Here is a 23,279-nt window from a genome sequence, read left to right on the forward strand (position 1 = left end):
AATTTATAAATCGGTTCCTTCTTTTTTGTATAACGGGTAAACCATGTTTATTCTTGAATTGGTAGTTCGGACTCTGAAATCGATCAGCACCAGTAATTCACCGGTAAGATCATCTCCTTGTGTAATGTCAATTTGTTCCACATCAATTCTGGGTTCGTGATAGAGTATGGCCGTTCGAATCAGCTCGGAAACAAAGGTTTTTAAAGTCTGAGTTAACGGACTAAACAAAAGCTCATCCATATTACAGCCGTATTTGGGCTGCATGATGCGCTCGCCAATTTTGGTAGAAAGCAAAATCTCCAGGCTGCTTTTAATGTCGGTTTCATCCGTGAGCATTATAACTGCTTTGGCACTTTCTCTAAATTCGGGAGGAAAACTCCATCCTATACCTAAAAAATTTGATTCTGGTTCCATAATTACCCAATTAAAACGGTTGCTAATCCGGCTACTATTGTGCCGCCATGTGCGGTTGAATCGCCCATTCGTGCGGCGGGTTTACCACCAATTAATACGGTTGCCGAACCTGCAAGAATGGTATCGGGCGGTCCGGTACAGGTAGCCATGTCGCCTACACAGGCAGCAGGAACTCCGCCAATTAATACGGTTGGTGAACCGGCGGGTAAAATAGGTCCGCCCACATGCGGAACGGTTCCGGTAACCATTGGGCAAACGTGCATATCTGTAATTCTGGCGGCTGGTGCTCCCATAATTTTATTTCAGTTTCAGTTCAGTATTTTTACGCTCTTTTTACACTTAGAAAAATCTATGTTTCTATGTGTTTAATTTTTTTTTAATTAAACCCAACGGCTTAATTGATTTGCACGATACTTCCTTTTACGATAGCCACTGCGGCTGATGATAATTCGGCCCCTGCACTTCCTTCGGCCTTAAACTGCGCTTTGGCTTTTAAGGATACATTGGTACCTTCAATAGTGACATCTCCTGATGCCTTTATCTCAATGTTTCCGGCACTTTCCATTTTAATGCCCTTGCTGTCGATGGTGATCACATTCGAGTTCTCGTCTTCGATTACAATAACACCTTTGTCTTCGTCCAACGTGATTTTTTTGCCTGCTGGGGTTTCAATTCCAATAGATTTTTTGTCATCGTCAAATAGAACTTTCATCTCGCTTCGGGTTACAATTCCTTTTTGATGGTTATCGTCGGAAGCTTTTATTGGAGCGGGTTTCCCACTGCTGTGCAGCATGCCCAATACAATGGCATTGTTGGGATCTTCGTTTACAAATCCGATAATGACTTCATCTTCAATTTCGGGTCTGAAAAAAACACCTCTGTTTTCTCCGGCATCGGGACAGGCGACGCGGCACCAAATTCCCTGTTCTTCATTGTTGATGATTGGAATTTTTACTAAAATGCGATCTTCGCCATTCGGGTCACCTTCCAATTGGGTAGTGATGCCAACATGCAGCCCTTTGATGGCCGGAATGATTCCGGAACCAGTAGGGGTATGAATGTCGTACGTTTCAGAAAACCATTCGGGGTTGAGTCCAAATTGTGCATCGATGGTCCAGTTTCCTTCGCTCAGTTCGTGAAAAACTCCGGTGATATAGGCCTTTCCGTTAAATCGGTCGCCAACGCCTTCGAGTGTAATGATGGTGTTGGGTTTCGCGGCAGGAATCCCCTGAAATTTAACTCTTCCGCGAATTTTGGAGAGTTGCTGAAACAATAATTTGGCATCGGCCCAATCCTGTAGTTCTGTTTCGGTAATCGTGCCTCCATGACGCAATTCCAAATTTTCAAGCGCCATAATATCAGACAAATCAGAAACGGAAAGATTGCCGTTGAGGCTCACGCCCGGATCACTGGCTTCAATTTCTACTAGCTCCTGATTGGTATAATCCCAACTGTAAGAAGATACTTTGGCAAATTGATTTCGGGCATCTATTTCGGCGTCAAAATCAATTAAAGTAGCTCCAAAAGTAACCGTCTCCACAGACGATGCCGAAACATCGGGTTTGCAGATCGTAATTTTTCCATTCTCCACAAAACAAAGTTTGCCATTGGCCTGTGCTCTCGAAACCATAAAATCCCAGTCGGAAGTATTGTACTGAACCAGTTCTTTATGACTGAAATTAGTGGCTTCGACCTCTTTTTCCAATCCGTACGCATCTATGATTTCTTCAAAGGCTTCGCTGTCTTTTACTTCATAAAAATACTTGCTCTTTCTTCCAATAGTAAGTTTTACGGCCTCGTCTTTGCATTCAACAATAAGCAAAGAAGCACTGTCTTTTATTTTGATGGAATGTTTGATGATGATTCCTTTGTAAATGGTTTCTTCATCATTGTGATAACCGGCATTTATTTCGATCTTTTTGCCGGGAATCAGTAGGTCTTCATTGCTCAGTTTGAAATCTCTTGAAGCAGTTTCTCCGTCTGTCAGAACAATTTGCGCCATTGGAATCCGGTTCACCTCATTTTGCACCACAACGCTTTTTACCTGATAGGTTTTGGACAGTTCCTCTCCTTCAATTAAAATTTTCAGCGTTACTAAATCGGCGCTTTTACTGGTTTGTATGACTCCGCTATTGTTCATCAGGATTGTTTTTGTAAGGGTGGGAAAAATAGTTTTTGCCCGGTTTTTAATTTTCTGAAATTGACAATGTTATTGACTCTGGCGACTTCGAGATAATACTTGGAATCACCATAAATCCGAAAGGACATCAGCGGTAGCGTGTCACCTTCTTTGACCGTTCGGTAATGGGTTAAATCGGGCGATTTATTATTTTCTCTTGCGGCTCTTAAATTATCTTCCACAAAACCCTGAAATTTTGCTTTTGCCACTGCTCTTATCGGAGTTCCGTCGGGTTTAAAAAGTTTAAACTCAATTTCCATTTCGGTCAGAGACCCTTTGAAAAGCAAGGTTCCCCACGAAATAATGAGGTAGTTGGGTTTGTGTTCGTCTCCGTTGTAATCCAGAATCACTTTTTTGAATTTCTCAATGTCGTTGATAACGCCGTTGTTAGAACTTTTGTAGCCGTTAATGACTCCGGTTCGGTCAAAAACAAAATCAAGATCCAGATTTTCGGGTAATTTTTTGTTGAACTTCGGAGAAACGGTACTCGTTCCCGAAGCCTGAGTCGCATCGGTTTCAATTTTATAGTGATAGGTGTACTTCTCCGGATTCATAAGCGTAGAAAACTCACCACCGGAAACTTTGTTGTTAAATTCCGGGTCACTATAAGCAACAACTTTTAGTTTTTCTAATTTTCCTGCCATGACTTAGCGTTCTTTTTTACGTTCGATGATTTTCAGTACTTGTTCGACGCATTCGGCTACTGCATCTCCATCCTTGCTTTTTGGAGCTGTTGGGGGAGCAGTTGATTTTGATCCTTCGTTCACGTTTATTTTAATGTGAAGCTCTTTTATTTCTATCGGCATGACTAGCTTTTAATTAAGGTGAAATAATTATAAGTAAGCTCAAAGGTTTCGACTACGAGCTTGCTTTCCTGAGCATTAAAATCTTCCACTGACCATTTCACGGGATAGGCATGAACCACATTCCAGGAGATCAGAGGCTGGTGTTTTTCGTTGAGTAATTTCACGGTCAGGTTAACGGGTTTGAACGTAAAGTTCTCGATCGCATCCTTGCACCAGTTGATGACAACAGAATCAATCAGTATTCCTCTCTTTAAAGTCAGGTTTGGATATTTTGTCTTTACAGGGAGTTTGTGCTTGAACCTATTTTCTCCACCTTCGGCAATCTCTTCGGTTTCAATGTCAACAGACAAACCGGAAACCGATTGAAACTGATGGTCTTTCTCCTTGGAGCCAAGACCTTCAAATTCAACCAAAAAGTGAAAACCGACGGGTGGATAATAGTTAGACATGATTAGTCATTTTGGATGGATAAACCTTCGTGAACCAGTTCCATAGATTCGATGGCGACTTCGTTTCCGTCTGCTTTTAAATCAGTGGACTGAATTTTGGTTGGCCATGCATTTTTTACTTTCCAGGTAATTACGGGATTGTGCTCTTCGTTGAGCAGTTTAATCGTAATATCTCTTCTTTCTATGGTATTTAGTTTTACCGTGTTCCACCAGGCATAATACTCATTGTCACTGGCAAAGGTTCCCCTTTTCAAGGTGATGTTGGTGAACTTTTGCATGCCGGGCATCTTAATTTTACTGTACTCGGGACTTGCTCCCTGACGGTATTCAATGACTTCAGTTTCTACATCTAATCCCGAAACTTCTGTAAATCCTATTTTTGTTCCACCCCAGTCAACTGAGAAATGAAACTTTGGTAGCGGATAGCTCATGATTTATATTTTTTTAATGTTGATATTTATTTAGTTAAGATTCCTGCATTTTGTGAGAGAAGCGCAGAATAATGAATTCCGCCGGACGTACTACTGCCATTCCGATTTCGACGATCATTCGACCTTCGAGTATATCGATGGCCGACATGGTTTGTCCGATTCCAACTCTGACATAAAATGCCTGTTCGGGTTTGGCTCCGGCCAAGGCTCCGGCTCTCCATTGCAGAATAAGGAAGTTTTCGATCATGGCTCTCACCCTGATCCAGGTATTGGCATCGTTAGGTTCAAATACAAACTGTTCGGTTGCTTTTTTGATGGATTCTTCGGCCATGTTAAAGAAGCGTCTCACAGGAACATAACGCCATTCGTTATCGTTACCTGCCAATGTTCTGGATCCCCACACCAAAGTTCCTTTTCCGGTAAAACTTCTGATGGCGTTGATCGATTTACCTGCAACGGTATCCACATTCAGATTGTCCTGAATATTGTTGGTGATTTTAACGGTTGGTTTTATAACGTAGTTCAGACTCACATTTGCAGGAGCTTTCCATACGCCACGGTCGCTATCTACTCGGGCATAAACCCCGGCAATAGCAGCACTTGGAGGAAGCGTTATAGGAAGGTTGTAAATTTCGGTAAGAATCTTATTAAAAGTAGCGTTATCAATCGCTTCCAGAGTGCTTAGTTTTCTTCCGTTTAAGGCTCCGTTGTTTAAATCTATTGAACTACCACTGTTAATAGCTGTTATAAGATTTGAAAGATCGCTACCAATGGTAGAAAGATTGTTGACAAGACCTGTAATTCCGGTTTGAGTGTTCAGCTCAGTATAGGTTACCAGTTTTTTTAATTCTTTGTCAAAACTTATAGTGTCAGTTTGTATAATTTTAAGCAGTTTGGCATCTGTGTTCTCATCTTGTATTTTTTTCTTTAACGCTTTTAAGTTTTTATAGACAGAATCGATTTTGCCGGGAGCAGTAAAATTTAAATTAAATGTACCTAAAAGGCCTGAGATTGAACTTGCAATGCCCGGATCTTCATCGGATACGGTGCTGATAGCTGCATTTGCCTCATCGTTTACGGCATCTTTTAAAAGGGTTAATTTTTCTAAAGCGGTCAGTAGAGGAGTTAGATTGTTTAAGAAAGCTGTTTTTTTGGCAGGATTACTCGCAAAGCTAACACCTAAATTAAAGCCGGTCGCATTGTTACTGTACATCTGCAAAAACATATTACTGATGAGTCCGGCAATATTTCCGGGAACAGGTACATTAACCAATGTGGTTACGATAGCATTAACCCCCGAAATTGGATCTTGAATAGGAACCAGTCCGGCAGCAATTTGATCGTAGGCTTTTGCGGTATAAGAATAGTGTTTTAAGACAATCTTTTTGGCATCAAAAGCATAATCCAGTATGGTTTCTAAGTGTGGATAATAAACGGCTCCGTACTTGATCGTATCTTTTTCAGAGCTAATTTTTGCTCTCAAATCGTCTATATTGGTATCTGTCGGACTTGTTTCGTCGTAATTTAAAGTATCGATTAAGGTAAAACGGTCCTGAAGATTTTTGCATTGTGTTAAGGCATTGTTGTACAATCCGTAGAAATCAGTGATCGTTATTGAAGACACTCTTGTAGCGTCCGGAAACAGAATTAGTGTTGGTTCGTCTACCTTTTCTAACTCCAGTAATCCGTTATTCAAAGCAGTACTGTTGTTGATTGCGGACACTGGACTGTCAAGGTCATCTAAATCATTTCCATAACGGCCTACCGAAACGATATAACACGGACCACCTCCATTTGCAAAAAACAGCTGTAAAGAATAATACATCAAAAAAGGCTGTTTTGAAGTAGGCTGATCTACAATAATAGATCTGGTTTCGCCTTTATCAGTTGAAACATCATTAATGGTAACACTAATGGTTGTCTCTGGTTTTGCAAAGCCGAAAAAGCGTTCGTATTCTAAAAGAGATGTTATTCTTGTGGGTTTCATTTTCAAATCTCCATTAATCTTGTTCGTAGCCTTTTCAGTATAGCCAATAAAAGCGGGAATTGCTGTTTCTACCTGGGCAACGGAAGGAGGAAATTTCACGATTTCCTCAACATATACCCCGGGTGTTTTGTAAGTTGTTGCCATGATTAATTGTTTTTAATTATTAAATAAATATTTCAGAATAGTAAGCACCATTGTCTTTTGTTATTGATTTTACAGAGGGATTAGGATAGCTGCTGCTGGCAGGTTGCGGCACCAGAAAATCAGTAGCCGGATCAATTTCAACAAAACCGGAGCGTGTTAAGGGTTTTGTTGTTTTGGTTTCAATTGCAGTGGCAGCTTTGCGGTTGATGTACCTCCAAAGTGTTTTTCGATTGTTAAAATGAATTTTAAAATGGGGAGTTAGCATTTCGCCCAAATCGTTTATAATATTTTCTGAACTGTTATCGCCCTGAAACGTAAGTGAAAGAATCCCAAATACATCTTGTTTTTCTGAGGGCTGGAGGGTCGAAATTAGATCTGCACTAGTTTCTTCAGATACTAAATAAGCATCGGAGATTATTTTGTTGTCATCTATTTTTGGAAGATATTCGAAGGTAAGCGGTTCTTTTGGAGGTCTTACATTGCTGAACAGGAAGATTTGGTTGAGCGCAAAATCTAAATTGGTATAATTTTCAAATTGATAGTCGTTGATCGTGATTAAAAAATTCAGGCTCAGATCGGCAGGGATTTTTATAAACGGATCTATTTTAATCGGTTCATCCGTTTCTTTCACTTTGATATAAACCCGGAACCCTGTTTTGGTTTTTTTGAATACCATTTTGAAATTCTTGAAGATGGTATGGGTTTCCTGAGTAGGAGTTAGGGCTATAAAAGCGTCTGTACTGAATTTTTGCAGCATTTTGTCTTTATCATCATCCGACATACTTTCAAAAATATCCTCTCCGCTATCCAGAAAATAATTGTGAAAAAGCGTTACTTCAAATAACAGTCCGTATGTAAGATCAAAACTCATGATTGCTCTATTCGTTTGGTTATACCTTTGACCTTACTGATAAGCTGTCCTTCACCCTGTGCGATATTGCGTTCAATTTGTATCATGCTCACTTTGTACAAAGCCGATGGAAGCTGTTTGCCGCCCAATGTCCCCCAGATATAGTTCAACTCTTCAAAAGTGGGGGTATAAAGTTCAATTGTAAATCTGAAATTCTCAATATTGGTCATGGCCACATTATTTCGGTTGTAAATGGTATTGGCTTGTGTAAAAAGTTTTTTCCCCTGAAAAAAGGCTATGATTTTTGAAATATCGTTTAACGAATTGATGTAAATGTTTCGATTGGCGCTAAAAAGTAAATACAGGTTTAAATTGATGACACTGTTTTTATAAATGGTCCTGTCGTTTTCAACCCTGTGATTGGGAAAGTTTTTTAAAGTCGCCTCTTCGTCTAAATTGATGAGGGTAAGTGCCACTTTATCTTCTAAATTCCCCGATACAGTTTCGTTTTGTGACTCTAAAAAAGCAATGTTTTCAGCCACAACCGTTTTCTCCAGCCCGATTTCATCGAGATAGTTGTTTACTTGTTCTGCAATTATTTGGATAACTTCAAAGATCATCTTCCGGTAAAGTTTTAACATTATGCATTATGACTAATTTGATCGTCTATTGCCAAAACATTCGTTAAGAAAGGGCAATTCAAATCTCTGCCTTTTTGAAAGCAGCATGGATGTTTTTGGCTTTTTTTCGTGATATCCCGCTTGTAGTAAAACTGTATAAATAGGCTAAAAAGAGGTAGTTCTGAGGCGCAGATTGTAAGGCAAAAAGAAGTATTTCCAGGCTTAAATTTAAACTTGTAATAAAAACTAGAGCTTATAGAAGAACTAAGTTAGAAAAACATTAGGATATCAAAACACCGTAAAAATACCTTTTTTTTAATAACTTTTTATTATGTAAATATTTGATAGTCAGTTAATTAGTTGTTTTTGTGAATTTTGAATTTATTTTTATCGAAAAAGAAAACGTCAGAATTTCTCTATACTATTAAAATTCAGGGAAAGAAAAATCAAAAAAGCTTGTTTTTTTAAGTCTATTTAATTGTTTTCCAGTGTAGTATGTTTTTGTAAAAGAATAGCGAACAAGTTTTTAACCTCTAAAAGCATAAGAATATTCGCAATTGTACGATTCGGAGAGGATCTAACGTACAAAAAAACATCTCATGCGGTTATTTGGGTTTCTTATGGATAAAAATTCGGCACTCATACCTTTTTTTTAATTTGAATTCTTACAGACAGGTAATTTTATATAGAAATAATAAGCGGAGATAACTTTAAAAAAATCAAAGTGAAGACCGCTACTGCCAAAAACAAAAACAACTCCTAATTTAGAACTACAAAAAATGAAACCTACAAAAGATTTTACAGTTGCAGACTATCTGCTCACCCGACTCAAACAATTAAATGTTACCGAGGTCTTTCAGATTCCGGGCGACTACGTAAAACATTTTACACAGGCTCTGGAAGACTTTGATGGAATTAAAACCATTGGAACTTCAAACGAATTGGATGCTTCATATGCAGCAGATGCCTACGCACGTACCCGTGGTCTGGGAGCGGTATCTTTGCAGTATGGCGTAAGTACATATAGTGCCTTAAATGCTATTGCCGGAGCTTATGTAGAGCGCAGCCCTGTGGTTGTAATTAGCGCGACACCCGGAGCAGATGCAAGGCAAATTGGGAGCATGTACAACGTGCTTTACCATCATTCGACAGGTAATCTCAATGCCGATCAGGAAATTTTTGAAAGAGTAACGGTTGCGGCCGAAACCCTGAGCAGTTCGGTAGATGCACCTGAAAAAATCGATCAATTAATTATTGCGGCGCTTACACATCAGCGTCCTGTATATATCGCTTGTTACAAAGAGGTGTGGGGCGAGCCTTGTCCAAAGCCTTCCGCTAAAAAACTGGAGCCTCAAATCATAAAAAGCGAAGCAGCAGAACTTGAGAATGCTGTTGCTCAGGCCTGGAGCCAGATTAGTAAATCAAAAACACCTTTGATTTTTGCAGGAGTAGAGCTTTTACGACATAACTTAACAAAACAGTTAGAAGAGCTTATTAAAGCGAGTGGTATGTTGTACACCACAACGTCACTTGGGAAAACGGTTCTGGACGAAAAAGGAGATAAATTCATAGGTACCTATTCTGATCAGGCTTCCATACCCGAAGTCATAAAATTGGTTGAAGCTTCAGACTGTATTTTATCTCTGGGGACTATTATCACCGACGATTATTTGTGGCTGGTAGAAAATAAATTTTCAGATATGATTCAGGCGACCACGCAGGAAATGCGGGTGGGGTATTTTACGTACACCGGTGTAACGCTGAAAGACTTTATTGAAGCTTTAACGGCACGCTTTAAAAAAGCAGCAGGATACCCTTTGAAAACAGTAGCTCCGGCTCAGCCAAAATTCCCCGAGCCATGGCGATCCAACTCAGATCCTAAGTACGATAAAACGCCCGAAGTAATAACGTTCAACCGCTTTTTTGAACGTGCAACATTTTTTCTGGAAAAACAGAAAATGCTGGACGATATTGTGATGACTTTTGGCGTAAGTACGTCAATGTACGTAGCCACCAATATTTACGGACTATCTAAAAATGCCTATATCTCCTCGGCAGCCTGGCAGTGTATTGGTTTTGAAACCGGTGCGGCTTCAGGTGCTCAGCTGGGAAGCGGTAAACAGGCCTGGACGGTAGCCGGAGATGGCGGTTTTATGATGATTGCACAATCACTTTCTACCTTGGTGAGATACAACATCAACTCCGTCATTTTTGTCATGAGCAATGGCGTATATGCGATAGAGCAGGTATATGTAGACATCGATTCGTTTAAAGCAGGCCCGACTCATAAGTTTGACGAATTTGATATTCTGCCAAAATGGGACTATCAGGCACTTGCCAAAGCCTTTGGAGCCAACAGTTACCGTGCCGAAACCGTTGCAGAATTAGACGAAGTCCTGTCACAACTTAAGAAAAAAACAAATCTTCCAACTCTGGTAGAAATTATAATTCCTCAAAAAGATCTGGCACAGCAAATGGAAAGGCTGGGCAATGAATAAATCCACTACTAAAAACAAATAAAAAAATTAAAATATACGATCATGAGCAAAAAAACGTACTCTATTTTTGGAGCCGGTGCGGCCGGACTCTATACAGCGTGGCGATTACTGGATGGAAAATCCAAACGCGAAAAAAATGAAAAAATGCTGGTAAAAGGCGATGTATTAGAACTCTACGACTGGGGGAAATATGATTTTTCTAAAAAAAATCCGGGAACCAGAGAGGCGGGAGCACGCGTTTGTACGTGGCATTATAAAGACAACAAAGACAATTCGTATCTGGAATTGGGCGGTATGAGATATTCATATTGGGACGGCACTCCACAAGGAGCAGGACACCGATTGGTCACTAAAACAATAGAAGAACTGGATTTAAAGAAGGACTCAGTTGAATTTAACGAATCTGCTGATCCTTTAATGTCTTTGCGTACTAAAAACATGTATGTTTCAGATGTTAATTCGAATCAGCCGGCTCCTTATTTTACTAATAATTATGGTGAAGATGCTCCACCGGATGATGGATTCACCACCATACAATCGGTAGCAATCACAGCAACATCAGGTCCTGTTACCCGAAGAGAATGGTGCAAATTCTATGAAAATGGAAAGATCAATATCGACATGCCTGACACTTCAATCTTTCAGAAAGGAGACTTACTAAAGGATATTGGATATTGGAATCTTGCTTATGACAGACTTGGACAAGAAGGATTTGGCTATCTGGCAGATGGTAACGGCTATAGCTCCAATGTAGTAAATAGTCATAGTGCCCAGTCGTTTAATGTTAATGACGAGTTTACGCCGGGAACCGAATATAAAACGCTGATAAAGGGATACTCCAGCTTATTTGTTGCCTTATTTGATGAAGTCGAAAAACTGGCCAAACAAAAAGGAATTACGCTGAATTATTTTCCGAATACCCGATTACGCTCGATTTTGCATACCAAGGCAGGGATTCGTTTTACTACTGCAAAACGCGAAACTCCTGATAAACTTGCCGAAAGTAAAATATGTGATGCTGCATTTCTTGCCATGCCTCGCGCATCTATTGAACTGGTAGCTCAGGCAACACGTTATACGGATGATGAAGGTCAGGACATATTAAACCACGAAGAAGTACAGCTCTATCTGGAATCTGTAATTATGGAACCTTCCTACAAAATAGGGATGTTTTTCACGACACCATGGTGGAGAACAACCGAAGCCGGAAGCCCGACTTATCCTGCCAAACTAACCAGTTATTTTTTAACGCAGGAAGGAATTGCTAAACTGAAAAAAGAAAAATTTCCTTCTAATTATCTGAAAGCAATTGAATCAGCAAAAAATCCGGTTATTATCGCGACATCGTTTAACGATAAGGCTAGTTTTATTGCTGCGGTAGAAAATGCAATTCAGGAACGTTTGACTTTTAAAGAAGAAAAGCAAATTTCAGCAATAGCCGAATTGGATACTATTGGCCCAAGTATTACCGATATGCCAATCCGACAAGTGGTATATTTTGGTGATAACGCCATCAATCAAAAAGGGGAAAAAGTATATGGTATTTTGGCCAGCTATGACGACATTCAATACACCACATTTTGGAAAGCTTTAGAACTAGGCCCTCATGGAACACGTGAAATTCCGGAGTCCAGAGATTGCCAGACACTCGAAGGGCCACGTTTAGCTACTCCGGTAATGGTCAAAATGCTTCGTTCGCAACTTGCAGCATTACATTTTGGACCACAAGCCGATTACTCGGCAGTGCCGGAACCTCTGGAAACAAGGTATATGGACTGGTCACTTCCTCCATTTAATGCCGGATATCACGCCTATAAATCGCACTATAATTTAGGCGATGTACAAAGAAAAATTAGAAAACCGTCACAACTAGTGCCAAAAGCAGATAGCGATATTTTTATCGTTGGTGAAACCTATTCTAATGATCAGGCTTGGGTTGAAGGAGCTTTCTGTACCGCCGAATCGGTTCTGAATGACTTCTTTGGTATCGAACCAATTATAGATGAAAAATACTATCCATTCATTAGTCGGGAATAAAAGTGTTTTAATGATTTGAAATTTATATTTTCAAATCAGGAACAAAAAGGATTAAAGAAAGTAATACAACAGGCCATTATGTTGGAGTTTGCGCTCCAATATAATGGCCTGTTTTTTTAGCGATAAACTGCAATTAAAGCAGTGTTACGAATGAAATATAAAACCCGTATTAATCCGCGTTTTCGCCCTGGCGAATCTGTTCAATCCGCGTACAATATCACGCTTTTATTTATTTTGCAATCAGCTTAAGAACAAATTCCATTTGTGTATCCTTATGTTGAAAGAAGTCCTCCAAAGTAGGCCAAACTTCGTAATCAGGCATAGTACCGTGGCCTTCCGGCTGATTCTCTTTTTTAGGAGCATCCTGTATTACATTGACAATTGAAAATTGTGTTTTTACTTTTGAGTTGGGAAGTTCGTAAACCAATGGTGAATGTCCGTTGTGAACGTAGTAACCTCCAACGGTTTCCACACCCACGATGGTAACATTATCCACAAAACCTTTTACCAGAGAGGCAAAATGAGAAGCAGCTGATGCCACATTTTCATTAATCAGAAGATAAAGCTTGCCTTTAAAGAGTGGTGATTTAGGATGATAAACCGGATTGTATTTTTGATTCTGAATACTTATTTTGTTTTCGAAAACCGGATACAGTGACTTTAGATATTCTTTTCCCGCTTTTAGAGCAGTACTATCCATTCGTTCTGAAGTTGAGGTACCCCAAAAATACTTTTCGAAAGGTAAAACAGAAGGATCAAAGATGATGGTAGCCTTTTCATTTTCTTTGAAGGATTTATTGGTAAGGTACATCACAGGCTGTTCAAACATAGGGTCACTACCTCCCGGATTATTTCTAACATCAATGATTAAATTAGCAACCTTGTTTTTGTCCAATTCTGCAAAAACGCTATCTAAAAATCTAACATACGGTTTAAACTTAGGATCGTCTGATCCATAGGCCATACCAAAAAATCTTAGATTCAACAAACCTACAGACGGATTAAGCATACGAAAGCTATAGGGAGACTGCTTTTTATAATCTAGTAAATCAGTAACCGGAGCACTAAATCTATTTTTAAGGTTGGCCGTTCTTTCCTTCAGCGTTACTGCACGAAGCACTGTTTTTTGAAGAGACTCAGATTTTGGGGCACTGTATTCTACAATAAATTCATCACAAAGACCATATTCGAGCAGATAGTTTAATCCAAACGATTTATTTACACTGGCCGATAATTTTTGGGTAACATGATGACCATCTGTTGTATAATATTTATAGAAAGAGCGCATTAATTGTGCGTCATTTATTCCGTTTATACTTTTTATTCTCGAGCCGGGAGGGATATCCGATGATTGACCGTCAAAAATAATTTGCCCGTTAATATAGACCAAAGGAAAAGGAAAAAATGATTTTTGTCTGTTCAGAAAATTGATTAAACCGAGATCAGGAATGGTGTAATTGTGTAAACTTCCTTCATAATCGGACAAACGCAGCATTATTTTGTAAAACTCGATAGTGCTCATGGGCTTTTTAATACTTTTAATGGCACTATTGTAAATACTATCTACTTGTTTTTTAGAACGGTATTGGTATAAACCGGAATTTGCTTTCTCATTTATAGCAAGGAGCGTTCTAAGATCCTCCTGCATTTGTTTTTGCGAAAGCATTTTATTGTACAGCATTAAACTATCCTTCATGGTCTTATTAGAGCTTTGCGCCTGAATGGTACAGGAGAAGGAAAACAGCAATAAGAGGAGAAAGATGGATGGCAGTTTTTTAGGATTCACATATGCATTTGTTATTCGTAAGCAAATCTGGTGAGTAATAGAGGTAGGGGACATGTTTTTGGTAGTTTTTTAGTTTTGATGGTTAAAGTAGCTATGCCAGCTGCTGTTTGATGTTTTTGGTATTTAGAAAAAAGAGTAATTGGTCTACTTTTTTAGAATTTTCTCCAAAGTCTATCAAATTATTAAAATCGATTATTAAGGACTCGCCGCTATTAAAATATATTTTCAACCGGTCAGCGCCACGGCCATTAAAAAACTTCCAGTTTTTAATTTCAGATAAAAGAATAACCTGATTTTCTATTTTAGTATAGATTGGTTTTTTATCCCACTCCAATGTAAGCGTGTCTTTGTCGTTGTTGAAATCAATAATTAAGGTACCGGTGAATATGTATATTAAAAAAATGAAGAAAATAAAATGAGAAAATAAGAGGATAAGATAGTGTGCTTTAAGTCCTATAATGGCCCAGAAAAATGCTTGAAGCGGGATAGAAATTAAATAAGCGATTACCATAAAGGTAACATTTAAGGTTTTAATTTTCATGATTTAAAATTTGATGCTTTTGCGGGTGTCAGTCTTTAAAAAAATCTTTGCTTTTTATTTTTCGAATATACTAATATATCAAAGAAATTCCTTTCAAATCAGATGTTTTTTATCAAATTTAAAGGATAGGAGGAATGGCATTAATTTTCATTGGAAATTAATCGACAGCGATTTTTAAAATTTAAATAATTCGATACAATTACTTTACAGGATATGATTTGCTTTTCGGGAATGAAAAATCAAATTTAAGAAGTTTTGTGTTGATTCCTGAAATGCCCCGGACGATTTACGTTCTAAAACAAAAAAGCCTCAGATTTCTCTGAAGCTTTGTTTTTAGTAGCCCGTAGCGGAATCGAACCGCTCTTACATGGATGAAAACCATGCGTCCTAACCGATAGACGAACGGGCCTTCTTGTTCGTTGCGGGTGCAAAAGTGCAACTATTTTTAAAATACACAATGGAAATTTTGAAAAATTTTTTCAGGGTTATTTTGAAAACAGCAGCTTTAGAAACAAGCAATCACAAACGGTGAAAATTTACCGGAGATGTATTTGTTTGATTAATAATTGGTTGTTTTAGCAGTAAAAAACCGGAAATAAGATTTTTCTTTTCTTTTGTTGAAATGATAGCCTTCGAAAAAAAATAAAATTATTTTTAGGATTATTTGTTTTGAGAGAAAATACACATGATTTATTTGTTGTTTTTGTGCAGCTTTTTTCTCTTCGTTGCCGTAGATACCCCGTTTGCGAATGCAAAATTGTTTTAAAGTAAAAAAAACGCTCCCTAAAAAGTCACTTCTGAAAAGAGGCATAAAGTTTTTTGGGAAAGCCTATCGTAGAATTCCAGTTTTATAAATTATAGGCAAAATCATTTTTTATTTCTTCCATCACAAAAGAACTCTGCACATTTGAAATCCCTTTGATTACCGATAACTTATCGATCACAAACTTTTGATATTCGTTCATGTCGTTAACAGCTACTTTTAGCAAAAAATCATAATTCCCGGACACGTGAAAACAACCCATTATTTCGGGTAATACCAGGATGTGCTGCTTAAAATTATCAATCAACTCGCGTGAGTGCACCGCCAAAGTAACCTGACAATACACACTGATTGATTTTCCAATTTTGGTAGCATCCAGCAAAGCAACATAATTTTTGATGTACTGCTTTTGTTCCAGCTTCTTGATTCTCTCAAAGGTAGGAGAAACAGATAATCCTATTTTTTCGGCAATTTCTTTTGTATTTTGTTTCGAATCTTGCTGTAAAAGCATCAATATTTTTTTGTCTATGGCATCCATCTCAGAATAATTATATGGTTTCAGAAAAAATAAATAGTAAATTCAATATTAAAAAACTTAAATATTTGTCAAATGTAGAATTATATTTCGAGTATTGTTGTTAATGTAGAATATTAAACTATTAAAAGTACATTTACTAAAAAAATAAATGTTATGACACCTATCTCAGAATCACTATCCATAGAAGACAATCAACGTTTGTTTGATTTGAATCAATACATCGAAAATGCCAGAGATAATTTCTTAGGTTATCCGGTATCCAAAGATTTTGATTATTCGGAAATCAGTCATTTTTTAAAATATCCGATCAATAACCTTGGAGATCCTTTTGAAGATTGTACCTACAAAGTGCAGACACACGAACTGGAAAGAGAAGTGGTTGGCTTTTTTGCCAAATTATTCCGCGCCAATCCAAAAGATTATTGGGGGTATGTAACCAATGGTGGTTCTGAAAGTAATTTGTACGGGCTGTATCTCGCACGAGAGTTATACTCGAAAGCAATGGTGTATTATTCGGAATCAACCCATTACAGTGTGCGTAAAAACATTCATTTGCTCAACATTCCGAGTATTGTTATTCGTTCGCAGGAAAATGGTGAAATCGATTATGAAGATTTTGAAAATACTTTAAAACTGAATCGTCATAAACCGGCTATCGTACTGACTACTTTTGGTACTACCATGAAAGAAGCCAAAGATGACGTATCAAAAATTAAGAATATTCTAAAAACATTAGCCATACAAGATAGTTACATCCATTGCGATGCAGCCTTATCCGGAAGTTATGGTGCTTTTATGGAGCCACGACTTCCCTTTGATTTTATGGATGGTGCGGACAGTATTTCTATCAGTGGACACAAATTTATAGGTTCGCCTATTCCAACGGGTGTTATTATCACGAAGCGTTCCAATAGGGATAGAATTTCAAAAGGAATATCGTATATCGGTTCCTTAGACACCACAATTACAGGGTCCAGAAATGGACACTCTCCTTTGTTTTTATGGTTTACCTTAAAAAAACTAGGTATTGAAGGTCTGAAAAAGCGTTATTTACACAGTTTGGAAGTAGCGGAATACTGTGAGCAGCGATTAAAAAATATGGGGATTGCCGCCTGGAGAAACCCAAATTCTATCACAGTCGTTTTTCCAAAAATAACCGAAGAAGTTAAATCAAAATGGCAATTAGCCACTGAGGGCGATATTTCTCATATTATTTGCATGCCAAACGTGACCAAAGAACAAATCGATCTTTTTATCAACGACGTAGAAAACTGCATTGAAACCCCGGAAGAAATGGCGGAATTCAGTTGGTAGTGTTTTAATAGTATTGTTAATTTTGTTCTGTAAAAGAGCTTATGAAAATTGCGTAAATGTCTCCGACTTTACGCAATTTTTTTATGATATGGTAAATGCTTTGAATACTAAATTATTTAACTCATACAATTTATATTAAATTTGAGGTAAAGTTATATCCATGTGTACGGTGTTCAATTGTATATCTTGGAGAGCTATATAACACTGGTAGGAAAAATTCAAAACGTTGAACTCAAAAAAATAAATGAACATATTCAAAAAGATAGCAGGAATTATAATAATAGTATTTACAATTTTACTTTGTTTTCCTGCGGTACATGTATTCCCAATTCTATTTGAAAATTGCAAGAAAAAATTTGAAGATGGAGTAGTAGGTGCTCCAGGTTATACAATTGGATTTCTTACTTGTTTTTTGTTTTATATTTTGATGACCTATTTTTTAGTAAAATTAGGTTTGAAGTTAATTCGAAAGAAAAAAATGAATGCTACAGTAATTGATGAAATTGGCATAGAAGAGTGATATGTCTGTTGTTAAAAACAGTTTCTCTACTGAATTGAGGACTAGTGGCAAAGAAGATAATTTATTAGTAAATATGAAAAAAATAGTGTTGTTAATGATTGTATTTAATCTGATAAATGCTTGTCGGGAACCAAAAGACAGTAATAATTGCCATTATAGCATTAAAGTTAAAAATAATACCGATAAGGTTTTGTATCTCTATAGAGGACTCGATTCAGTTATGCCATTAGGAGACTTTCGTTCAGATCCATATTTTAAGACCACGGCTGCATTTGCAGGTAATGGTAAGATAGAAATTGGAGAAATTCGTTTTACTGGTGGTGGCAAGCCAACATGTATTGAAGACATGTTACATGTTGACGAGCGATTATACATTTATGTTTTTGATTCAGTTTTTATTGCAAACAAAAATTGGGATGAAGTTTTAAAAGACAGTCTTGTAGATAGAAGACTTGAGGTTACAATAGATGAATTGATAAAGAATAATTTCACGATAAATTATAATAAAAAGTGATCTTATGGTTAACATACGCACAAAAGCAATAGATATTGCAAAGTGTTATAAGTAAAAAACACCACTTGTAATAAGTGGTGTTTTACTTTATAGTGGAGGTTGTTTTTTTGTGTCCAGGGCGATGTGCTTCACCTGTTCGCTATTCTTCGAAGAGTTCTTTGTAAAAAGTTGCGCAAATGTCTCTAACTTTGCTCCCTGCGTAATTTACAATAAAAAAAGCTCCAGATTTCTCTGAAGCCTTTGTCTTAGTAGTGTGCCGAGGCGAAGACTCTAACCGGTCTAATAATTTACTTACTGTTATTTTAATTGAGTAGTGTTTACTCTTGTTGGCGTATCTTTTCCACTAATAATCGAAGAAGAACTTAGTGCAATTGATTTTATGATTTGGGTCATGTTATCAATATCTAACGTTTCAAATTCATCATCGGCTGTGTGATACGTAAGCTCATTATCCATTTTTGAAGTAGAAATGGTGTGAGCAGGAACTCCAAGTCTGGCTAAAGTAGCGTTGTCTGAGCGGTAAAATAATTGTTGGTCCGGATAAGGATCTGCATAAAAGTTAAAGCTTGTTCCGGTTAAATTAGTTTGTAAAATCTGCCCCATATTCGACTTTTCGTAGCCTGTAATGTAAGCAGAGTTTTTACCCCATTTAGATTCTGTTCCTATCATTTCAATATTGAACATCGCAATCACTTTTTCTGGCGCAAGCTGTTTAGAAAAATATTTAGCTCCATAACCACCTAATTCTTCAGCTGTAAATGTGGTAAAAATAATAGTACGCTCGTTGTTGTTTAGTTTTTTAAAATACTTCGCAAGCATAATTACTGCTGTTGTTCCGGCAGCATCATCATTAGCGCCATTATAAATAGAATCTGTTGCAGGATGCGGAGCACCTTCTTCGGGAGAGCCTACTCCTAAGTGATCATAATGCCCTGAAAAAATCACATACTCATTTGGTTTGGTTTTCCCGGGTAATATTCCAACAACATTATTCAATGTTTTTTTGGAGACTGTATTTGTTAATTCAACAGAAAAAGTGGTCGCTTCTGTGGTACCAAAAACAAACATAACTGTATTGTTTCCCGGAGTCGCACTGATTCGGTCAATATGTTGAATATTCGGTAAAACCTTATCAAATGAAGAGTCAACTAGTACCAAAAGATTTTTTGAACTTTTATAATATTCATTAAATTTCTCGCCAATGTTATCCCCTTTATTGATTTTTACAACAGAAATATCGCTTTTTTCAGTTAAAGAAACCTGAGGAAGGTAGGAGAATGTTACAACCTGATTGTTATTTATTTCTTTGCCGTCAATAGTAATTTTTGAAGAAACGGCTTTAGAGGAAGTCATCGAAAATTCTTGTCTGTAATTTGCTGCTGCATTGAAAGTTTGCAAACCAATTTCTTTAAACTCTGATTCTATAAAGGCTGATGCTTTTTCAATACCGGGAGTAAAAGTTCTTCTGCCCTGCATATCATCAGCCGAAAGTATTTTCTCTATGCGAGTTACTTCCTTATTCGTAATAATTTTATCTATCGATTGTCCATGTACATTAATACATTGACTTAGAACAAACATACTTACAATAATTTTTCTCATATTCTACTTTTATAAATAAGGTTTTAGTTAATTCAAAAGTATGTTATTTATTTGCAAAACTTAGCACTGGTAAAAGTTTTTAATTAAAAAAAAACTGACAACATTGCTGAATTATAAATTGTAATTGCATCAGTGAAAATGGAGATAATGAAGCCGCAATATAATTTGATTAGCAGCATTTTTTAATTGTTTTTTTGGTTGATTACCCTTGCTTTACGAAGAGTTTCTTATGAAAGGCTGTGCAAATGGGTTAAAAACGCAAAGTCTCCTGACTTTGCGTAGCGAGGAGCAAGAAATATTTGGTCTTTTTGTTTGGTTTACATATTCAACAGAAATGAGGTTATAATCTCCCTACCTTAAAATAAGCTAGTTCTTCTTCATTTCTGATCAGATTATTTAATCGTTCAAATCCGGCTTTTTGCAGTACATTTTGTGATCCGGTGTTATTGAGATCTGTTACGGCTACAACTTCTTTTGTATTTGTATTTGCAAAACTATATTGCGTTAATGCTTTGCATACTTCTGTAGCAATACCTTTTCCCCAATATTCTCTACTGAGTACATACCCAATCTCTATTTGGTTTGTGTTATGTATAAAAATACGAGCAACACACATTCCTATGAAATTATTATTTGTAGTGTCAAATATCGCCCATCGACTAAGATTTTTCTTTTCATAATTTTCAAGCAATTCATTAAACATTTCTACATATCTTTCTGGTGAAGCATCAGGAAGGTATTGTGTAACTTGATTATCTTTAAAAAGATTTAAAAATGTTTGTTGTTCTTGAGATAAAAATTCGCGAATAATAATTCTTGGGCTTTGATAAAGAGTAGACATTGGTTATAGTAAGAGAATTAATTTAGAAGTTGTTTGCTAAAAGTATTAGCAGATTTGTTTTTGTAAATACAGTCAAATTTACAGAAAATAAATAGAGAAAACTTCTCGCTTTTAAAATGTTTTGAATGCTAAATCATTTAACCAATAGTATCGATATTAAATTTGGGACAAGGTCAGCGATTTTATGGTGTTTTAGTTTTTTGTACTAGATTTGTTTTTAGAGGAGACGCAGAGACGGAGATATTGGTATAACATTCATAAGAGTACCTCGGAGAGCGAGGTGAAATAGTACAAAAACGATGAAAAATATAATAGTTTTATTGATGACTCTTTTTTTAGGAGCTTGCTCATCTGAAGAAAGTTATATTTACTACAGTAATAAGAAAACGACAGTAACCAGGGTGGATAGAGGGAATAGGATTTTTTTTATTATGGTAAATATAAAAAAGAGGAAGCTTTGCCACAATCATACATTGAGGAAACCTATTCGGGTTTTGATGGAGGAATGGATGCTTTTTTAATTGTTAAAGATGATGGAAAGGTGGAGATAGTTCCTTTAGGAGGGCTTTTTAAAACGATAAATTCAAAAGACAATTTATCCTTAAATGAGTTTAAAAGTAATCTAGACTATATTAATTGGGAAAAGAGTGTTAAGGGAAATTATCTAAATGTTTGTAGAGTGTCAAATGTATTAAAGGTTGAAATTCGACTAAATAGAGAAAATAATTCAAAAGTGAAAGCTGTTTATCCTTAGTTCTTAGCTGCCGCGAGTGTCTCGTTCACGAATGTAAAGTTTTTTAGATGCAGTCAAAAACAAAAAAAGCTTCAGATTTCTCTGAAGCTTTGTCTTAGTAGCGGGAAGCATTCAAATATCTAACCAGATTATCCAGGATTATTACAATATTTTAGCATGCACATCTTAATTTTTTCTCTTTTTTTGTTTGTATAGCCAATCACACAAGTGCCAAAAAGCATCAATCAAATTAAAAGTCCTTTTGATAGTATGTAGTGAAAAAATTATATATTTGAAAATAAGTAATGTGTGAAATTTATCACACATATCTACCAAATGTGGATGAGTTTGTGTGGGTTTTACATATATAAGTTACCACTAATTTTAAGGAAAAACTGATGAAATTTGAATTAAACAATCACCAAAGAAAATATTTAGGTCTTGAAATTGTTCCTGATAATTGGGAAAAAGTAGAAATCACTAAAGAAATATTCGTCTATTTTGATGGCAATACAATTCGAAAAAAAATCAGTGTGGGTGATTATTCCTATCAAGAAATCAAATTAGAAGAAGAAACTGTAAATCGAACAATATTATTACCGAAAACGAGCAGAGGAAAAGAGAAAAAATTAAACTTCTCTTCTCTAGAAGCTAGAAACGGAATTGGTATGTATTTTACTTTCAACATTGGAGGAATTATTATAGGAAATCACTCAACAGAGAAAACATATTATTCTACAAGTTTTGAAAATATTAGATTTAAGAGTATTAAGGATTTGCCTCTTTGGTTAGACAATTATATATCAAATACAACCGAAAGTGATTTAAACGATTTGCAAAAAATAGCAACCGAAGAAAGAAAACGAATAAATTTAAAAGAAGGTGATTTTTTTATTTACAAAGTTGATAGGAGAAACTTCGGATTTGGTCGTTTAATTTGTGATATTAGAAAAATAAGAAAAAATCCAAATTTTAAAACAAATAAAAATTATGGCTTCTCGAACTTGATGACACAACCTTTAGTTATTAAAATATATCATATCATTCAGAATTCGAAAGAAATAGATTTAACTTATTTAAAATTTTTGAAAAGTTTACCGTCACAATATATTATGGACAATTTACTATATTATGGTGATTTTGAAATAATCGGAAACTTACCATTAGAAGATTGGGAAATAGATTTTCCAATTTCATATGCGAGAAGTATTTCTTATGGTGATTTTGATACTGTTTATTTACAGTATGGTAAAATATACAAAGAAACTAAAAGAGATAAATTTTATAAATACATTGAAATACCAAACCCAGATCCTAAAGGAGATTGGGATAAATGCTTGAAATTCAATCCATATAGGAATGAATCAATTCAATTTGGATTAGATTTTAATAAGTCAAGTTTACTACAAGCAATATCAGAAAATTCAAATCAATCATATTGGAATGAAGAATTTTATGGTCGTGATACTGATTTAAGAAATCCAATAAATATGGAAATTAAAAAAGAAATATTTGATTTTTTTGAACTTGATTCAAATAAATTGTATTCAGAAAATCTACAAAAAAACGAGTGGTAACAGCTACAACGGATTTGTGCAATAGGCTTAATGGAGAATGGTTTTGCATTTGGATGATTTTACAAATCCGAATAATGCGCTTAATTTAGTACCAAACCTGCTTTAGTACCAGAACGTTTTAGACTGGCTATGAGA

Annotated in this window: 22 protein-coding genes and 1 tRNA gene; 7 read left to right on the plus strand and 16 right to left on the minus strand. The window is 36.4% G+C overall.

The window, feature by feature from the left end; all coding sequences use genetic code 11:
• Positions 1-3 precede the first annotated feature (3 nt).
• From ACN1CN_RS11070 to ACN1CN_RS11115, 10 genes are all read right to left on the minus strand, one after another.
• The gene (locus tag ACN1CN_RS11070) at positions 4-414 is read right to left on the minus strand and encodes a GPW/gp25 family protein (RefSeq protein WP_264522939.1); all 411 of its coding nucleotides are present in this window, start codon (positions 412-414) and stop codon (positions 4-6) included.
• Between the two features lie 2 nt (positions 415-416).
• Complete coding sequence (locus ACN1CN_RS11075) at positions 417-707, minus strand: PAAR domain-containing protein (protein ID WP_264522940.1); 291 nt, start codon at positions 705-707, stop codon at positions 417-419.
• Positions 708-808: 101 nt separating this feature from the next.
• Entirely contained in the window at positions 809-2,554 is a 1,746-nt protein-coding gene (gene vgrG / locus ACN1CN_RS11080; protein ID WP_264522941.1) for a type VI secretion system tip protein VgrG, read from the minus strand.
• Positions 2,554-3,237 carry a CIS tube protein gene (locus ACN1CN_RS11085; protein WP_264522942.1) on the minus strand — a complete coding sequence of 228 codons (684 nt, stop codon included), beginning with the start codon at positions 3,235-3,237 and terminating at the stop codon, positions 2,554-2,556. Before ACN1CN_RS11085 ends, vgrG begins: the two co-directional genes overlap by 1 nt.
• 3 nt (positions 3,238-3,240) lie before the next feature.
• Complete coding sequence (locus ACN1CN_RS11090; protein ID WP_291285404.1) at positions 3,241-3,399, minus strand: DUF5908 family protein; 159 nt, start codon at positions 3,397-3,399, stop codon at positions 3,241-3,243.
• 2 nt (positions 3,400-3,401) lie between these two features.
• Positions 3,402-3,848, minus strand: coding sequence for a phage tail protein (locus ACN1CN_RS11095; protein ID WP_264522944.1), 447 nt, complete (start codon positions 3,846-3,848; stop codon positions 3,402-3,404).
• Positions 3,849-3,850: 2 nt separating this feature from the next.
• Complete coding sequence (locus ACN1CN_RS11100; RefSeq protein ID WP_264522945.1) at positions 3,851-4,279, minus strand: phage tail protein; 429 nt, start codon at positions 4,277-4,279, stop codon at positions 3,851-3,853.
• A 34-nt stretch (positions 4,280-4,313) separates the two neighbouring features.
• Entirely contained in the window at positions 4,314-6,410 is a 2,097-nt protein-coding gene (locus tag ACN1CN_RS11105; RefSeq protein WP_419135707.1) for a phage tail sheath C-terminal domain-containing protein, read from the minus strand.
• A gap of 19 nt (positions 6,411-6,429) precedes the next feature.
• Positions 6,430-7,281, minus strand: a complete 852-nt coding sequence (locus tag ACN1CN_RS11110) for a hypothetical protein (protein WP_419135708.1) — start codon at positions 7,279-7,281, stop codon at positions 6,430-6,432.
• Positions 7,278-7,880 carry a DUF4255 domain-containing protein gene (locus tag ACN1CN_RS11115; RefSeq protein WP_291285401.1) on the minus strand — a complete coding sequence of 201 codons (603 nt, stop codon included), beginning with the start codon at positions 7,878-7,880 and terminating at the stop codon, positions 7,278-7,280. Before ACN1CN_RS11115 ends, ACN1CN_RS11110 begins: the two co-directional genes overlap by 4 nt.
• A gap of 779 nt (positions 7,881-8,659) precedes the next feature.
• On the opposite strand from ACN1CN_RS11115, the gene ACN1CN_RS11120 reads away from it, so the two are divergent.
• Positions 8,660-10,378 (plus strand): alpha-keto acid decarboxylase family protein, encoded by a 1,719-nt coding sequence (locus tag ACN1CN_RS11120; protein WP_419135709.1) that lies wholly within the window; start codon positions 8,660-8,662, stop codon positions 10,376-10,378.
• A gap of 42 nt (positions 10,379-10,420) precedes the next feature.
• Positions 10,421-12,415 (plus strand): hypothetical protein, encoded by a 1,995-nt coding sequence (locus tag ACN1CN_RS11125; protein ID WP_419135710.1) that lies wholly within the window; start codon positions 10,421-10,423, stop codon positions 12,413-12,415.
• Between the two features lie 229 nt (positions 12,416-12,644).
• Here the strand turns inward: ACN1CN_RS11125 and ACN1CN_RS11130 are convergent, their stop codons facing one another.
• The 4 genes from ACN1CN_RS11130 to ACN1CN_RS11145 all read right to left on the minus strand — a co-directional run bounded on the left by ACN1CN_RS11130 (position 12,645) and on the right by ACN1CN_RS11145 (position 16,043).
• Positions 12,645-14,201 (minus strand): S41 family peptidase, encoded by a 1,557-nt coding sequence (locus ACN1CN_RS11130; RefSeq protein ID WP_419135711.1) that lies wholly within the window; start codon positions 14,199-14,201, stop codon positions 12,645-12,647.
• Positions 14,202-14,292: 91 nt separating this feature from the next.
• Positions 14,293-14,742, minus strand: a complete 450-nt coding sequence (locus ACN1CN_RS11135; protein ID WP_419135712.1) for a hypothetical protein — start codon at positions 14,740-14,742, stop codon at positions 14,293-14,295.
• A gap of 337 nt (positions 14,743-15,079) precedes the next feature.
• Positions 15,080-15,151: transfer RNA gene (locus tag ACN1CN_RS11140), tRNA-Glu, on the minus strand.
• 439 nt (positions 15,152-15,590) lie between these two features.
• Positions 15,591-16,043, minus strand: coding sequence for an Lrp/AsnC family transcriptional regulator (locus ACN1CN_RS11145; RefSeq protein WP_419135713.1), 453 nt, complete (start codon positions 16,041-16,043; stop codon positions 15,591-15,593).
• Positions 16,044-16,196: 153 nt separating this feature from the next.
• Here ACN1CN_RS11145 and ACN1CN_RS11150 point away from each other — a divergent pair, with 153 nt between their 5' ends.
• The 3 genes from ACN1CN_RS11150 (at position 16,197) to ACN1CN_RS11160 (ending at position 18,391) form a co-directional block, all read left to right on the plus strand.
• Positions 16,197-17,357, plus strand: a complete 1,161-nt coding sequence (locus ACN1CN_RS11150; RefSeq protein ID WP_419135714.1) for a histidine decarboxylase — start codon at positions 16,197-16,199, stop codon at positions 17,355-17,357.
• A gap of 244 nt (positions 17,358-17,601) precedes the next feature.
• On the plus strand, positions 17,602-17,877 hold the full coding sequence (locus ACN1CN_RS11155) for a hypothetical protein (protein ID WP_419135715.1): 276 nt from the start codon (positions 17,602-17,604) through the stop codon (positions 17,875-17,877).
• Between the two features lies 1 nt (position 17,878).
• On the plus strand, positions 17,879-18,391 hold the full coding sequence (locus ACN1CN_RS11160) for a hypothetical protein (protein ID WP_419135716.1): 513 nt from the start codon (positions 17,879-17,881) through the stop codon (positions 18,389-18,391).
• 297 nt (positions 18,392-18,688) lie between these two features.
• Here ACN1CN_RS11160 and ACN1CN_RS11165 read toward each other — a convergent pair whose 3' ends face one another.
• Together ACN1CN_RS11165 and ACN1CN_RS11170 are read right to left on the minus strand one after the other, a co-directional pair.
• On the minus strand, positions 18,689-19,993 hold the full coding sequence (locus tag ACN1CN_RS11165) for a M20/M25/M40 family metallo-hydrolase (protein WP_419135717.1): 1,305 nt from the start codon (positions 19,991-19,993) through the stop codon (positions 18,689-18,691).
• Between the two features lie 340 nt (positions 19,994-20,333).
• Positions 20,334-20,834, minus strand: coding sequence for a GNAT family N-acetyltransferase (locus ACN1CN_RS11170; RefSeq protein ID WP_419135719.1), 501 nt, complete (start codon positions 20,832-20,834; stop codon positions 20,334-20,336).
• 457 nt (positions 20,835-21,291) lie between these two features.
• Here ACN1CN_RS11170 and ACN1CN_RS11175 point away from each other — a divergent pair, with 457 nt between their 5' ends.
• Positions 21,292-21,588: a hypothetical protein gene (locus tag ACN1CN_RS11175; RefSeq protein WP_419135720.1), complete on the plus strand. Its 297-nt coding sequence runs from the start codon at positions 21,292-21,294 to the stop codon at positions 21,586-21,588.
• A 377-nt stretch (positions 21,589-21,965) separates the two neighbouring features.
• Positions 21,966-23,144, plus strand: coding sequence for an immunity 26/phosphotriesterase HocA family protein (locus ACN1CN_RS11180; RefSeq protein WP_419135722.1), 1,179 nt, complete (start codon positions 21,966-21,968; stop codon positions 23,142-23,144).
• Positions 23,145-23,279 lie beyond the last annotated feature (135 nt).

The sequence above is a fragment of the Flavobacterium sp. T12S277 genome, assembly GCF_048514875.1.
GTDB lineage: Bacteria > Bacteroidota > Bacteroidia > Flavobacteriales > Flavobacteriaceae > Flavobacterium.